This window comes from Bacillus sp. 204(2023) (assembly GCF_037027505.1).
In the GTDB taxonomy this organism is placed as follows: Bacteria; Bacillota; Bacilli; order Bacillales; family Bacillaceae; genus Bacillus; species Bacillus subtilis.
Window position 1 is genome coordinate 467,159 of sequence record NZ_JAXCHE010000001.1, and the last position, 13,050, is coordinate 480,208.

20 protein-coding genes and 1 tRNA gene are annotated in these 13,050 nt (G+C 40.1%); 15 read left to right on the forward strand and 6 right to left on the reverse strand.

What is annotated here, in order from left to right; genetic code table 11:
• Positions 1-101: 101 nt before the first annotated feature.
• On the forward strand, positions 102-482 hold the full coding sequence (mgsR, locus tag WA279_RS02520; protein ID WP_014477337.1) for a transcriptional regulator MgsR: 381 nt from the start codon (positions 102-104) through the stop codon (positions 480-482).
• A gap of 66 nt (positions 483-548) precedes the next feature.
• Here mgsR and WA279_RS02525 read toward each other — a convergent pair.
• Positions 549-619 (reverse strand) — tRNA-Gln (locus tag WA279_RS02525).
• An 85-nt stretch (positions 620-704) separates the two neighbouring features.
• On the opposite strand from WA279_RS02525, the gene rsbRD reads away from it, so the two are divergent.
• Positions 705-1,541, forward strand: a complete 837-nt coding sequence (gene rsbRD, locus WA279_RS02530) for an RsbT co-antagonist protein RsbRD (RefSeq protein WP_336154157.1) — start codon at positions 705-707, stop codon at positions 1,539-1,541.
• Positions 1,542-1,593: 52 nt separating this feature from the next.
• Here the strand turns inward: rsbRD and WA279_RS02535 are convergent, their stop codons facing one another.
• Positions 1,594-2,922 carry a hemolysin family protein gene (locus WA279_RS02535; protein ID WP_014480261.1) on the reverse strand — a complete coding sequence of 443 codons (1,329 nt, stop codon included), beginning with the start codon at positions 2,920-2,922 and terminating at the stop codon, positions 1,594-1,596.
• Between the two features lie 142 nt (positions 2,923-3,064).
• Between WA279_RS02535 and corA the strand changes: the two genes are divergently transcribed.
• The 10 genes from corA (at position 3,065) to WA279_RS02585 (ending at position 8,620) form a co-directional block, all read left to right on the forward strand.
• The gene (corA, locus tag WA279_RS02540) at positions 3,065-4,018 is read left to right on the forward strand and encodes a magnesium transporter CorA (protein ID WP_004399136.1); all 954 of its coding nucleotides are present in this window, start codon (positions 3,065-3,067) and stop codon (positions 4,016-4,018) included.
• A 1-nt stretch (position 4,019) separates the two neighbouring features.
• Positions 4,020-4,217, forward strand: a complete 198-nt coding sequence (locus tag WA279_RS02545) for a CBS domain-containing protein (protein WP_014480259.1) — start codon at positions 4,020-4,022, stop codon at positions 4,215-4,217.
• A gap of 211 nt (positions 4,218-4,428) precedes the next feature.
• Complete coding sequence (gene comGA, locus WA279_RS02550; RefSeq protein ID WP_004399124.1) at positions 4,429-5,499, forward strand: competence protein ComGA; 1,071 nt, start codon at positions 4,429-4,431, stop codon at positions 5,497-5,499.
• Positions 5,486-6,523 (forward strand): comG operon protein ComGB, encoded by a 1,038-nt coding sequence (gene comGB / locus WA279_RS02555; protein ID WP_336154158.1) that lies wholly within the window; start codon positions 5,486-5,488, stop codon positions 6,521-6,523. Before comGA ends, comGB begins: the two co-directional genes overlap by 14 nt.
• Positions 6,524-6,536: 13 nt before the next feature.
• The gene (gene comGC / locus WA279_RS02560; protein WP_003230162.1) at positions 6,537-6,833 is read left to right on the forward strand and encodes a comG operon protein ComGC; all 297 of its coding nucleotides are present in this window, start codon (positions 6,537-6,539) and stop codon (positions 6,831-6,833) included.
• Positions 6,823-7,254: a comG operon protein ComGD gene (gene comGD, locus WA279_RS02565; protein ID WP_038829732.1), complete on the forward strand. Its 432-nt coding sequence runs from the start codon at positions 6,823-6,825 to the stop codon at positions 7,252-7,254. Before comGC ends, comGD begins: the two co-directional genes overlap by 11 nt.
• Entirely contained in the window at positions 7,238-7,585 is a 348-nt protein-coding gene (comGE, locus tag WA279_RS02570) for a ComG operon protein 5 (protein WP_336154160.1), read from the forward strand. Before comGD ends, comGE begins: the two co-directional genes overlap by 17 nt.
• A gap of 25 nt (positions 7,586-7,610) precedes the next feature.
• Positions 7,611-7,994, forward strand: coding sequence for a ComG operon protein ComGF (comGF, locus tag WA279_RS02575; RefSeq protein WP_029317913.1), 384 nt, complete (start codon positions 7,611-7,613; stop codon positions 7,992-7,994).
• Positions 7,995-8,369 carry a ComG operon protein ComGG gene (gene comGG / locus WA279_RS02580; protein WP_029726722.1) on the forward strand — a complete coding sequence of 125 codons (375 nt, stop codon included), beginning with the start codon at positions 7,995-7,997 and terminating at the stop codon, positions 8,367-8,369. It abuts the gene before it with no gap.
• A gap of 71 nt (positions 8,370-8,440) precedes the next feature.
• Entirely contained in the window at positions 8,441-8,620 is a 180-nt protein-coding gene (locus WA279_RS02585; RefSeq protein ID WP_029726723.1) for a YqzE family protein, read from the forward strand.
• 41 nt (positions 8,621-8,661) lie between these two features.
• Here WA279_RS02585 and WA279_RS02590 read toward each other — a convergent pair whose 3' ends face one another.
• A complete protein-coding gene (locus WA279_RS02590) occupies positions 8,662-8,988 on the reverse strand; it encodes a YqzG/YhdC family protein (protein ID WP_003246051.1) in 327 nt (108 codons plus the stop codon).
• Positions 8,989-9,259: 271 nt separating this feature from the next.
• Between WA279_RS02590 and tapA the strand changes: the two genes are divergently transcribed.
• The 3 genes from tapA (at position 9,260) to tasA (ending at position 11,426) form a co-directional block, all read left to right on the forward strand.
• Positions 9,260-10,021 (forward strand): amyloid fiber anchoring/assembly protein TapA, encoded by a 762-nt coding sequence (gene tapA / locus WA279_RS02595; RefSeq protein ID WP_029726724.1) that lies wholly within the window; start codon positions 9,260-9,262, stop codon positions 10,019-10,021.
• Positions 10,005-10,577 (forward strand): signal peptidase I SipW, encoded by a 573-nt coding sequence (sipW, locus tag WA279_RS02600; RefSeq protein ID WP_003246088.1) that lies wholly within the window; start codon positions 10,005-10,007, stop codon positions 10,575-10,577. The genes tapA and sipW overlap by 17 nt, the downstream gene beginning before the upstream one ends.
• Positions 10,578-10,640: 63 nt before the next feature.
• A complete protein-coding gene (gene tasA / locus WA279_RS02605; protein ID WP_003230183.1) occupies positions 10,641-11,426 on the forward strand; it encodes a biofilm matrix protein TasA in 786 nt (261 codons plus the stop codon).
• 92 nt (positions 11,427-11,518) lie between these two features.
• Here the strand turns inward: tasA and sinR are convergent, their stop codons facing one another.
• The 3 genes from sinR to WA279_RS02620 all read right to left on the reverse strand — a co-directional run bounded on the left by sinR (position 11,519) and on the right by WA279_RS02620 (position 13,038).
• Positions 11,519-11,854, reverse strand: coding sequence for a transcriptional regulator SinR (sinR, locus tag WA279_RS02610; RefSeq protein ID WP_003226345.1), 336 nt, complete (start codon positions 11,852-11,854; stop codon positions 11,519-11,521).
• A gap of 33 nt (positions 11,855-11,887) precedes the next feature.
• Entirely contained in the window at positions 11,888-12,061 is a 174-nt protein-coding gene (gene sinI / locus WA279_RS02615) for an anti-repressor SinI (protein ID WP_336154161.1), read from the reverse strand.
• Positions 12,062-12,243: 182 nt separating this feature from the next.
• Positions 12,244-13,038, reverse strand: a complete 795-nt coding sequence (locus WA279_RS02620; RefSeq protein ID WP_003230200.1) for a YqhG family protein — start codon at positions 13,036-13,038, stop codon at positions 12,244-12,246.
• Between the last annotated feature and the right edge of the window lie 12 nt (positions 13,039-13,050).

The window sequence follows — 13,050 nt, forward strand, 5'->3', positions numbered from 1 at the left end:
TTTAAAAAATAATCCGAAAAAAGTTCTGTAAATGGTTTAAATGAAAAATGATCCGGGTAGTTATTCTACAAAGAGATGGTTAACTGAGGAGGAAAAAACGAATGGAACAACAATTAACTTTTTACTCATATCCAAGCTGCACGTCATGCCGAAAAACAAAACATTGGCTTAAAGCACATCAAATTGAATTTAACGAACGGCACTTATTCAGAGAAACCCCGACAATAGAAGAATTAAAGTACATTTTATCGTTAACGACAGAAGGAATTGATGAAATTTTGGCGACAAGAAGCCAGACTTTCAAAAATTTAAATTTAAACATTGAAGAAATGACGGTAAATGAGGTGCTGGAACTTTTAATCGAGAAGCCGAAGCTTTTGCGACGCCCGATTCTAGTAGACAACAAAAAGCTGGTGATTGGTTATAACCCGGGAGAATTGTTGAAGTTATCGAAGAAGAAAACGGTTCATCAATCTGCATGATGAAAAACCGAAGATCCGCTGATTTATTCGAATCAGCTTATCTTCGGTTTTTCACCTGTTCAGAAACTGGGCTAGCTGGATTCGAACCAACGATCACGGAGTCAAAGTCCATTGCCTTACCGCTTGGCTATAGCCCATTGAATCTAAACATAGTATGTGTAAAGGCAGACGCGTTATACATATATAGCGTACATTTTTCAAAACAGGAGGGAGCTCATTAAGATGAAAGCTCTTGATCAGCACTTAACAGAGCACAAAGAAGATATTACGCAACAATGGCTGGAAGTTTGTACGTCAAAAGGCAGCTGGCTGTATTCAGCGAAAGATCAGCAAAAACTAGAACAAAAGTTAAAAGACCAGCATGAATTATTGGTGACCATCGTAGCAAAATCCCTTAGAAAAGAAGACGTAGAGGATGAGCTCAACCGGTGGTCTCTTCAATGCGCCAGAGACCGTGCCGTTCATGAAGTGACGGTTACACAAAGTGTCGGCCAGTTTAACACTTTCAGGCACATCATGTTTGAATGGATTCAGAAATTCAGCGAAGCTTCTTCTCAAGACATCAGCATTCAGGAATTTTATGAGTGGAGCCGGATCTTGAATCAAAACATTGATGAGATCATCGAAGTGTTTACGGAAGAATATCACCAGGTGACCATGATACAATTAAACGCGCAAAAAGAAATGATTAATGAATTGAGTGCGCCGATTATGCCGATTACTGATGGAATTGGGATTCTTCCGCTTGTCGGTGAAATTGATACGCACAGAGCGAGGACGATTTTGGAGTCTGTGCTGGAGCAGTGCTCAGCGTTAAAGCTCTCGTATTTATTTTTAGATATTTCGGGCGTTCCTATCGTTGATACCATGGTAGCCTATCAAATTTTTAAAGTGATTGACAGCACCAAATTGCTCGGCATTGAGACGATTATTTCAGGAATCAGGCCGGAAATTGCCCAAACTGTCGTGAAGCTGGGTCTGGATTTTTCGAATGTGAAAACCGAGCAAAGTCTTGCTAAAGCCCTGGCCAATAAAGGGTTTAAAATAAAAGAGTGTTGATGCCTTTGCCATGTTAATCTTGAAAGATAGCAGCTGAACAGCCTTTCACGGGCTATTCAGCTTTTTTAACTTCTATAAATAAAATGTGATGGCTGTTGATGTCTTTTACCTTAAAAGAGTAGCCATCATATTCTATGGTACTTTCAGGCTCAGCATCTATGTTTTGTGTCAAAAACCAGCCGCCCAAGGTGTCTACTTCAGCCTCTGATAAATCGGTTCCAAGCAGGCTGTTAACATCGCTGATTAATAATTTTGCATTTAACAAGTAATGATCCTTTCCAAGTTCGCGGATATGAGGCACTTCATCCGCATCAAATTCATCACGGATTTCTCCTACAATTTCCTCGATAATATCCTCGACAGTGACCAAACCGGACGTCCCGCCATATTCATCTATGAGGATCGCCATATGAGTGCGTTCCTTTTGCATTTTCAGCAATAGTTTATAAATAGGAATCGTCTCAATGACATGGATAACGGGCTGTACGAAAGGTTCAATTTGATGCTTCTTGATTGAAAAATCTTTCGTCAGCATGGAAAACAGCACTTCTTTCATATTAATCACGCCAATAACGTTATCTTTATCCTCTCTTACAACTGGGTACCGTGTATATTTTGTTTGCTTGACTGTTTCCTGAAGATTTGAAATGGAGTCTTCATCTAGTGACAAACTGACCATTTCATTTCGCGGCACCATAATTTCCTTTGCCATTCGTTTATCAAAGGTGAAGATATTATTCATGTACTTTAATTCACTTTTTCTAATCTCGCCGCTTTTATAGCTTTCAGCCAATAGGACCCGAAGTTCTTCCTCTGTATATGCCAGCTCGTGCTCTGATGCCGGCTTCAGTCCAAACACTCCTGTAATCAATCGGGCAGAGTGGTTCAACAGCCAAATGAATGGAAACATGATCTTATAAAACCAAATAAGCGGTTTAGCGAACAACAAGGTAATGCTTTCTGCTTTTTGAATGGCGAAACTCTTGGGAGCCAGCTCCCCGATAACGACATTTAAATACGTAACCGCTAAAAATGCGATGACGAGTGAAAGCAGGTGGGTAAGCGATTCATTTAAGCCTGCTTTATGAAAAAGCGGTCGAAGCAGAGTTTGCACAGTCGGTTCCCCAAGCCATCCCAGTCCTAAGGCTGCGACTGTGATGCCCAGCTGACAGGCTGATAAATATTCATCAAGGTGAGTGATGACATGCTTTGCCGCTTTAGCACCTTTCTTTCCTTTTGCGACAAGCTGATCAATTTTGGACCGCCGCACTTTCACGATTGAAAATTCTACGGCAACAAAAAATCCTGTTAACAAAATGAGAATAGCGACTGCTAGTAAATTGACAAATTCCAAAACAACTGCCTTCTCCAAGGAAGGCATGCACCTCCCTTTTCCGATGTCTTTCTACATTCCATACCACCTGAAAATGCTCATAAAACATGTGTTGAAGCGGCAGACTGGTTTAGTGACGCGGTTATTGGGCAATTAAAGAATAAAGAACAAAAGTTTGGAGGATCTTGACATGAAGGCACATACAGGAAAGGATTGGTTTTGGTACCAAATGGGGCCTCAAGAAAGAAGTAAGGCAAGAGATCTAATCCATTTTTCTCACTGGCCTCAGTGTGAAAAGTGGTTTGAAAATAACCATCACGTTAATTTTTTGCGAGTAGATACAACTGAAACGGAAAATGAAGCGGTATTTGGGTCGATTGTTTATGATCAGGGGCTTGGTGAAGAAAAAGATCATACTGTTTTTCACTTTTATATCACCAGACAATATTTTTTTACAATCAACTTTGATTTTTCGATTTTGAGAGAGATTAAAGGAAAAGAAGTTGTCCGGCAAATGGAAAGAGCGGATAATGCGATAGAGGGGTTTTTAATTCTTCTCGGCGAACTAATGAATGCGTATTTAATCGGTGTTGATGAATTTGAAGTAAAGCTGAGAAAGCTTAGATGGCAGATTAAAGACGACAATAGCAAAAGCATTTTAAACCGCGTCCATCTCCTGCGCCATGAACTGATGATTTGGAAAAATTTGATATTAAGCGCTAAAAAAATTGAAATGGCGTTGAAAGAAACCTTTTTACCTCAAAATGAAGGGAAAAAGGATTATCAGCGGACACAACTGAAAATTGACAGGGGATTTACATACATCAGCGAATTTGAAGGGGAGCTTAACAATCTGCTGCATTCAGAGGAAGTCATTACCTCACATAGGGGGAATGAAATTGTAAAAGCGCTGACCATTTTCACGACGCTTTTTACGCCGATTACAGCTCTGGGGGCCTTATGGGGGATGAACTTTTCTGTGATGCCGGAACTGAATTGGAAATACGGATATCTCTTTTCTCTCTTATTGATTGTCACATCTACAGTCCTGATCTATCTCTATTTGAGGAAAAAAGGCTGGACGGGAGATATGCTGCAGGAGCGGAAGAAGAAAAAGAAACCTCGAAAAAGGCGGACTCTATAGGATGTTTCATATTTTGTACAGCGTGCCCCGTTTTTTCACCAGTCATATCAGGGTGACCGGATACGATGTCAAGGCGCTTATGGCAGAGCATCAAATCCGCCGTTTACCGATTCTTGAATATGGCCAAATTGCCGGTATTGTTGCATTAGGCGACCTTTCCGTTGAGAAAGATACTGGTCAAAAAGCGAAAACAGCATAATGAAAATGGAATCTAGCAGGCATGGTGACCATGTCTGCTTTTTTATTTATAGGGAAAATTATAATGACAGGGGTACATTCAGTTGAAAGTCTTTTTCTTGCCAGAAAGAAGGGATTTTTCAGCATATAACGTCTCACAAAATCACGTTTTCCCTGTTTGATTACCGCTCCTTCTTTTTCTACAATACGCATTGAAAGGAGAGGGAATCAAATTGGATTCAATAGAAAAGGTAAGCAAAAACTTGATTGAAGAAGCATATCTAACAAAGGCTTCTGATATTCACATTGTGCCGAGGGAGCGGGACGCTATCATTCATTTTCGGGTCGATCATGCCTTGCTGAAAAAAAGGGACATGAAAAAAGAAGAGTGCGTAAGACTGATTTCACATTTTAAATTTCTTTCAGCAATGGATATAGGTGAAAGGCGAAAGCCGCAAAACGGTTCGCTTACGTTAAAGCTGAAAGAGGGAAATGTTCATTTAAGAATGTCAACGCTGCCCACAATTAATGAAGAAAGCCTCGTGATCAGAGTGATGCCCCAATACAATATCCCTTCGATTGATAAATTGTCGCTATTTCCGAAGACAGGAGCCACATTACTCTCGTTTTTAAAACATTCCCATGGCATGCTCATTTTTACCGGGCCAACTGGTTCAGGGAAGACTACCACACTATACTCTCTCGTTCAATATGCAAAAAAACACTTTAATCGAAATATTGTCACATTAGAGGACCCTGTTGAAACAAGGGACGAAGATGTTCTTCAGGTTCAGGTGAATGAAAAAGCCGGTGTAACTTATTCCGCAGGTCTGAAAGCAATTTTGCGCCATGACCCCGATATGATTATTTTAGGTGAGATCAGAGACGCGGAAACAGCTGAAATTGCGGTGCGGGCAGCGATGACGGGACATCTGGTACTAACGAGCCTTCATACGAGAGACGCAAAGGGCGCAATTTACAGACTGCTTGAATTCGGTATCAATATGAATGAAATTGAACAGACTGTCATTGCAATAGCGGCTCAGCGCTTGGTTGATTTGGCTTGCCCGTTTTGTGAAAACGGATGTTCATCAGTGTATTGTCGCCAGTCACGAAATACCAGGAGAGCTAGCGTTTATGAGCTTCTTTACGGGAAAAATCTTCAGCAATGTATCCAGGAGGCAAAAGGAAATCATGCAAATTACCAATATCAAACGCTTCGTCAAATTATCAGGAAAGGAATTGCGCTCGGCTATTTAACGACAAACAACTATGACCGGTGGGTTTATCATGAAAAAGATTAGAAAAGTCTGGTCGTTAAAGGATCAAGCGAGGTTATTAAAGAGGCTCGGTGAAATGACTGCGGGCGGATATACGCTTCTGGATGGATTACGCCTGATGGAACTTCAGATGAATAAGAGGCAGGCGGCTGACTTGACTGATACGGTCACTTGTTTGAGGGAAGGGGCTCCGTTTTATCAAGTACTAAAGAGTTTGTCATTTCATAAGGAAGCCGTAGGTATTTGTTATTTTGCTGAAACACATGGTGAACTGCCTGCTTCCATGATCCAGAGCGGAGAGCTGCTGGAACGAAAAGTTGCACAGGCAGACCAGCTGAAAAGAGTGCTGCGCTATCCGCTTTTCCTCATTTTTACGGTCGCTGTCATGTTTTATATGTTACAGTCCATCATCATTCCTCAGTTTTCTGGTATCTATCAATCGATGAATATGGAAACCTCACGTTCAACCGATATGCTTTTTGCTTTTTTCCAGCATATTGATTTTGTGATCATTTTGCTGGCTCTTTTTACAGCAGGTATCGGGATTTATTATTGGCTTGTGTTTAAGAAAAAATCACCTGCCCGGCAAATGCTGATTTGTATCAGGATTCCTTTGGTTGGAAAGCTTGTCAAGCTGTTTAACAGCTACTTTTTTTCTTTGCAACTAAGCAGCCTTTTAAAATCAGGCCTCTCAATTTATGACAGCCTTAATGCATTTAAACATCAAACGTTTCTCCCTTTCTACCGCTGCGAGGCTGAACAATTGATTGAACGGCTAAAAGCCGGTGAGTCAATTGAATCCGCTATTTGTGGAAGCCCTTTTTATGAAACTGATTTATCAAAAGTCATATCTCACGGCCAGCTGAGCGGCCGATTGGATCGGGAGCTTTTCACATACAGCCAATTCATATTACAGCGGCTGGAACACAAAGCGCAAAAATGGACAGGCATCCTTCAGCCAATGATTTATGGATTTGTTGCAGCGATGATCTTACTTGTGTATTTATCTATGCTTGTGCCTATGTATCAGATGATGAATCAAATGTGAAAGGAAGAGGCTGATGAATGAGAAAGGATTTACACTTGTTGAAATGTTAATCGTGCTCTTTATTATTTCGATTTTGCTTTTAATTACGATACCGAACGTCACGAAACATAACCAAACCATTCAAAAAAAGGGCTGTGAAGGCTTACAAAACATGGTTAAGGCACAAATGACTGCATTTGAGCTTGATCATGAAGGACAAACTCCGAGCCTTGCCGATTTACAGTCAGAGGGCTATGTGAAAAAGGATGCTGTCTGTCCAAATGGTAAGCGCATTATCATCACCGGCGGAGAAGTTAAGGTTGAACATTAAATTAAACGAGGAGGAGGGGTTTACCCTTTTAGAAAGTTTGCTTGTGTTAAGCCTTGCCTCTATCCTCCTGGTGGCCGTCTTCACTACACTTCCTCCTGCTTATGACAATACAGCTGTCCGACAGGCAGCAAGGCAGCTGAAAAATGATATTATGCTCACACAGCAGGCTGCTATTTCCCGTCAACAAAGAACAAAAATTTTCTTTCATAAAAAAGAATATCAATTAGTCATTGGTGATACGGTCATTGAACGTCCGTATGCAAGGGGACTTTCTATAGAACTGCTGACATTAAAAGACCGTTTGGAATTTAATGAGAAAGGGCACCCGAATGCAGGCGGAAAAATACGAGTAAATGGCCATGCCGTATATGATATAACAGTTTATCTAGGGAGCGGGAGAGTCAATGTGGAGAGAAAATAAAGGTTTTTCTACAATAGAAACAATGTCTGCGCTAAGCCTGTGGCTGTTTGTGCTGCTGACAGTCGTCCCCTTGTGGGACAAGCTGATAGCTGATGAAAAAATGGCGGAATCACGAGAAATTGGCTATCAGATGATGAATGAGAGCATTAGCAAATATGTCATGAGTGGTGAAGGAGCCGCGTCAAAAACGATTACAAAGAACAATCATATCTATGCAATGAAGTGGGAGGAGGAGGGCGAATATCAAAACGTATGTATCAAAGCCACAGCTTATAAAGAAAAATCATTTTGCCTCAGCATCCTGCAGACAGAATGGCTATACGCTTCTTAACGTATTATTTTCGCTCTCAGTCTTTTTGCTCATATCAGGATCGTTAGCTGCGATTTTCCATCTGTTTTTGTCTCGACAGCAGGAACATGACGGTTTCACACAGCAAGAATGGATGATTTCGATAGAACAGATGATGAATGAATGCAAGGAGTCACAGGCAGTTAAGACAGCCGAGCATGGGAGCGTGTTAATCTGCACCAATCTTTCCGGGCAGGACATCCGTTTCGAAATTTATCATTCAATGATAAGAAAAAGAGTGGATGGTAAAGGGCATGTTCCGATTTTAGATCATATTACTGCCATGAAAGCTGATTTTGAAAATGGTGTTGTTTTGCTGAAAATTGAGAGTGAGGACCAAAAAGTGTATCAAACTGCTTTTCCAGTCTATTCGTATTTAGGAGGGGGGTGAATGTATTGTACAAGAGGGTTTATTTACCCAGCTGTTCTTTTTGTGTCAGCGCTTGTGCTGTTAATCGTGAACTTTGCTGCTGCTCAATATATTTCACGCTGCATGTTTGAGAAGGAAACAAAAGAGTTATACATAGGAGAGAATTTGCTTCAAAATGGGGTGCTTCTTTCGGTCCGGCATGTTCTAGAGGAACGGAAAGGCCAGGAGGGTACGGAGCAATTTCCATATGGACGGGTTTCTTATTACATTCATGATACATCGATAAAAGAACAAAAAGAAATCAACTTAAGAGTGTCAACGGAGTCGGGAACAGAAAGAACTGCACAGATCGTGTTTGATCAAAAACAGAAAAAACTGCTGAGATGGACAGAATAAAACAGTGTAAAGGGTATAAAAAAAGTCATGTGAGACAACACTTCATAATAATTGAATGATGAGGTGATCACGTGAAAACGAATGATTATGTTAAATATATGACGCAGCAATTTGTCAAATATATAGATACTCCGAGAGATGAGCGAAAAGAACGAAAAGAGGTGCGGAAAGAAACAAAAACGCCTGTTTCCCAGCAGTTGTTCGGTATTTTACCCTATGGCTTCAGACTTTGGCTGAAACGGAAAAAATAACCGCAAATAAACGAATAAGGTCCTTCAAAAAATGGAGGACCTTATTGATATTCTTCTAATATGGCGATTTTATTGACCTTTTGGCTATAAGGATCAAATGAAATCGTCACAAAAACGCCGAATTCTTTTGACCCTTCCCTCAGAGTTAAATGGTATTGCTTCACTGCTTCATCTTTTCTTTTACGGTCCCATACTTTTTGTTTGAACAGTACCTGTGCAAGCGGGTACCTTTTTTTTGCTTCTTTTACAGCAATCTCTTCCCATTTGGACATGTGGCGGGCGGTTACAAGCGGTGTTTCTTCTGCGTGAGCGGCTGTGGTGCCAAAGACGAGAAGAGATAGACAAATCACACATTGTTTGATCATCATGCTGTCACCCTTTCTTTGTTTATTATTACCAAATAATAATGGGATATGCATTTAAATTCTCACATAACAATCCCAAAAATTTCAAAAAAATTGAAAAAATGAGCAATACTGAGCAAGACTTTGTAATATGATGAAAACATTCTTTTAAACGAACGAAATGAGCGATTTCGGTGTTTTTAAATCTATAAATCGTTGATTATACTCTATTTATGAAGTTCTTTAAAGAGAACGATTGTCATATCAAGTTACAGTGTTTTACAGGAGGTAAGATATGTTTCGATTGTTTCACAATCAGCAAAAGGCGAAGACGAAACTGAAAGTTCTGCTTATCTTTCAGCTTTCAGTCATTTTCAGTCTGACTGCCGCAATATGCTTACAATTTTCCGATGATACAAGCGCAGCTTTTCATGATATTGAAACATTTGATGTCTCACTTCAAACGTGTAAAGACTTTCAGCATACAGATAAAAACTGCCATTATGATAAACGCTGGGATCAAAGTGATTTGCACATATCAGATCAAACGGATACGAAAGGCACTGTATGCTCACCTTTCGCCTTATTTGCTGTGCTCGAAAATACAGGTGAGAAACTTAAGAAATCAAAGTGGAAGTGGGAGCTTCATAAGCTTGAAAATGCCCGCAAACCGTTAAAGGATGGGAACGTGATCGAAAAAGGATTTGTCTCCAATCAAATCGGCGATTCACTTTATAAAATTGAGACGAAGAAAAAAATGAAACCCGGCATTTATGCATTTAAAGTATATAAACCGGCAGGCTACCCGGCAAACGGCAGTACATTTGAGTGGTCGGAGCCTATGACGCTTGCAAAATGCGATGAAAAACCGACAGTCCCTAAAAAAGAAACAAAGTCGGACGTTAAAAAGGAGAATGAAACAACACAAAAGGATATACAGGAAAAAACAATGAAAGAAGAAACATCTCAAGAAGCTGTAACCAAAGAAAATGAAACTCAATCAGACCAGAAGGAAAGCGGGGAAGAGGATGAAAAAAGCAATGAAGCTGATCAGTAATATTCTATACGTGATCATCTTTACTCTTATTATTGTGCTGACACTTGTCGTGATTTCAACACGTTCATCCGGGGGAGAGCCGGCAGTGTTTGGGTATACATTGAAATCAGTTCTGTCAGGTTCGATGGAGCCGGAGTTCAATACAGGTTCCTTAATATTGGTCAAAGAAATCACTGATGTGAAAGAGCTCCAAAAAGGTGACGTTATTACATTTATGCAGGATGCAAATACGGCGGTCACCCACAGAATTGTTGACATAACAAAGCAAGGAGACCATTTGTTATTTAAAACAAAAGGTGATAATAATGCAGCAGCTGATTCAGCGCCTGTATCGGACGAAAATGTTCGCGCACAATACACAGGTTTTCAGCTTCCATATGCCGGCTATATGCTTCATTTTGCCAGCCAGCCGATTGGAACGGCTGTATTATTGATTGTTCCCGGCGTGATGCTGTTAGTTTACGCTTTTGTGACGATCAGCAGCGCCATTAGAGAAATTGAAAGAAAGACAAAAGCCTTGGAAACAGATACAAAGGACAGCACCATGTCTACTTAACTTCAGTTGTAAACCTGGCAACAGGTTTCGATATAAAATCATTCAATAAAAGGGGAGTTTACCATGGGTATGAAAAAGAAATTGAGTTTAGGAGTTGCTTCTGCAGCACTAGGATTAGCATTAGTTGGAGGAGGAACATGGGCAGCATTTAACGACATTAAATCAAAGGATGCTACTTTTGCATCAGGTACGCTTGATTTATCTGCTAAAGAGAATTCAGCGAGTGTGAACTTATCAAATCTAAAGCCGGGAGATAAGTTGACAAAGGATTTCCAATTTGAAAATAACGGATCACTTGCAATCAAAGAAGTTTTAATGGCGCTTAATTATGGAGATTTTAAAGCAAACGGCGGCAGCAATACATCTCCAGAAGATTTCCTCAGCCAGTTTGAAGTGACATTGTTGACAGTTGGAAAAGAGGGCGGCAATGGTTACCCGAAAAACATTATTTTAGATGATGCGAACCTTAAAGACTTGTATTTGATGTCTGCTAAAAATGATGCAGCGGCTACTGAAAAAATCAAAAAACAAATTGACCCTAAATTCTTAAATGCAAGCGGTAAAGTCAATGTAGCAACAATTGACGGTAAAACCGCTCCTGAATATGATGGTGTTCCAAAAACACCAACTGACTTCGATCAGGTTCAAATGGAAATCCAATTCAAAGATGATAAAACAAAAGATGAAAACGGGCTTATGGTTCAAAATAAATATCAAGGCAACTCCATTAAGCTTCAATTCTCGTTCGAAGCTACACAGTGGAACGGCTTGACAATCAAAAAGGACCATACTGATAAAGACGGTTATGTGAAAGAAAATGAAAAAGCGCACAGCGAGGATAAAAATTAATAACAGCAATAAAAAGAGACGGCCCAGTATTCATATACTGGGCCGTCTCGATGGTTATTGACAAAAGAGGAGTTAGTGCCTCTGCTCAGGCACTACTCCTCTTTTTGAGATTTTCTCCATTTTTGATAATCTAAAAATTCACGAAATTGTTTTTTCGATACCCCGGATGTCATCGCATCGCGAACCAATTTCTCCCATTCACTATCTAATTGACCATCGTATTCGGTTTCATGTTTCTCATCGAGCAAAGTATGAACCGAGACGTCCAGAACAGCGGAGACTTTTTCGAGAAATTGAATGGAGGGGTTCGTTTGTAGATTTCGTTCTATTGAGCTTAAATAAGACTTCGCTACCCCAGCTTTTTCAGCTAGTTCTGATAGTGAGTAGCCTTTTTCTTTACGGTATTGTTTAATACGCTGGCCAATCAATGTCATCACCTTCCTTGTGATATTATAGCACATTCAGAAAGGATTTACGGTATGACTTCTGGCTGCCGGACCAGGATGAGCAGACTTTTTGTTTAAAAGTAAATATTTTCGTATTTCTTCCGGGCTGATATTTGCGTCTTTGGCTTCCACCATTAATTCAACCCATTCTTGATCCAATTCAAAGTGCTCTTGTTTTGCATTCTTCATGCAGTTTCTCCTCCTAAAATACTTGTTTATGTATTTCAGCCAGTCCGGCCATGACTTATTGTATGCTTCATTAGTCTCTGGAAGTCATTTGCCATTAAATCGCCAGAATTTTTTTCCAATATACCTTTATTATAATCGTATTTTCTCAAAAAAAACGAGAATGATGTCGAATGGTAAAAAAGTTAGCTTGAAATATTATTTTGCAGATAAAACAATCCGCCATTTTCAATTTCAACTGATATCTTTGGTTGATACAAGGTTTTCAGCGCCTGTTTTTCTAGATGGTATTCTTCTGGTTTTTCTTCTATATGCTCGTAAAACTTATCAAGCAATGTCATATCATTCTTCCACCTGTTAACCGCCTGTTCCGCCCAGTCGGACGGCTCCTGCATAGCGGATTTGGAAATATAGTTTTCCATACGCTTAAGTCCGCTTTCTGGTTTGATCATAGGTGAAATGGTGAAGCAATAGTCACATATTTGAGACGTCAGTGAAAACTGGGTCAGCTTGCTTTGAAAATCTTCAATTATCGTTCCAGAGACTAGGTGAAGACCTAGTGACAATAACTTATCCTTTTTCATGTCGGACTGGTATGAAATCGTGACATTTATACCAAGCCAAGGCTGAAGTGGGACTTTAGCTCCGGCTGATTCAATTTTCTCATACATTCTGGTAAATCTCCCATTTTGTTTAACAGCTTTAAATATTTGAAAAAGACGCGGGGCCCCAAAATATATAAATTCACCATCTAGGTCTTTTGGCGCATTTTCTTTATCTGTAATAAAAGTGATTTTCATTGGATTCGGATCACCGCCTGTCTTCTCGCGCCAATGCCAGTAGAAAGGGCGGTTCATGATTTGTTTGTCCATTTCAACTGTAAGCTGCACTGTCATATAGCCTAAGCCTTGATCGACGATTTGGCAGCTGTTTGCTTGAAAAAAACGCAGCAGAAAATCGTGAACCTCTTGCTGTCTCACTAATAAAACCTC

What these genes read in the sequence shown, in the direction of transcription:
- WA279_RS02535 (WP_014480261.1), bottom strand. Translation starts at nt 2,922, where the DNA reads ATGCCTTCCTTGGAGAAGGCAGTTGTTTTGGAATTTGTCAATTTACTA.
- comGC (WP_003230162.1), top strand. Translation starts at nt 6,537, where the DNA reads ATGAATGAGAAAGGATTTACACTTGTTGAAATGTTAATCGTGCTCTTT.
- mgsR (WP_014477337.1), top strand. Translation starts at nt 102, where the DNA reads ATGGAACAACAATTAACTTTTTACTCATATCCAAGCTGCACGTCATGC.
- sipW (WP_003246088.1), top strand. Translation starts at nt 10,005, where the DNA reads ATGAAGCTGATCAGTAATATTCTATACGTGATCATCTTTACTCTTATT.
- WA279_RS02545 (WP_014480259.1), top strand. Translation starts at nt 4,020, where the DNA reads ATGTTTCATATTTTGTACAGCGTGCCCCGTTTTTTCACCAGTCATATC.
- tasA (WP_003230183.1), top strand. Translation starts at nt 10,641, where the DNA reads ATGGGTATGAAAAAGAAATTGAGTTTAGGAGTTGCTTCTGCAGCACTA.
- comGG (WP_029726722.1), top strand. Translation starts at nt 7,995, where the DNA reads ATGTATTGTACAAGAGGGTTTATTTACCCAGCTGTTCTTTTTGTGTCA.
- rsbRD (WP_336154157.1), top strand. Translation starts at nt 705, where the DNA reads ATGAAAGCTCTTGATCAGCACTTAACAGAGCACAAAGAAGATATTACG.
- corA (WP_004399136.1), top strand. Translation starts at nt 3,065, where the DNA reads ATGAAGGCACATACAGGAAAGGATTGGTTTTGGTACCAAATGGGGCCT.
- tapA (WP_029726724.1), top strand. Translation starts at nt 9,260, where the DNA reads ATGTTTCGATTGTTTCACAATCAGCAAAAGGCGAAGACGAAACTGAAA.
- comGB (WP_336154158.1), top strand. Translation starts at nt 5,486, where the DNA reads ATGAAAAAGATTAGAAAAGTCTGGTCGTTAAAGGATCAAGCGAGGTTA.
- comGE (WP_336154160.1), top strand. Translation starts at nt 7,238, where the DNA reads ATGTGGAGAGAAAATAAAGGTTTTTCTACAATAGAAACAATGTCTGCG.
- WA279_RS02590 (WP_003246051.1), bottom strand. Translation starts at nt 8,988, where the DNA reads ATGATGATCAAACAATGTGTGATTTGTCTATCTCTTCTCGTCTTTGGC.
- sinI (WP_336154161.1), bottom strand. Translation starts at nt 12,061, where the DNA reads ATGAAGAATGCAAAACAAGAGCACTTTGAATTGGATCAAGAATGGGTT.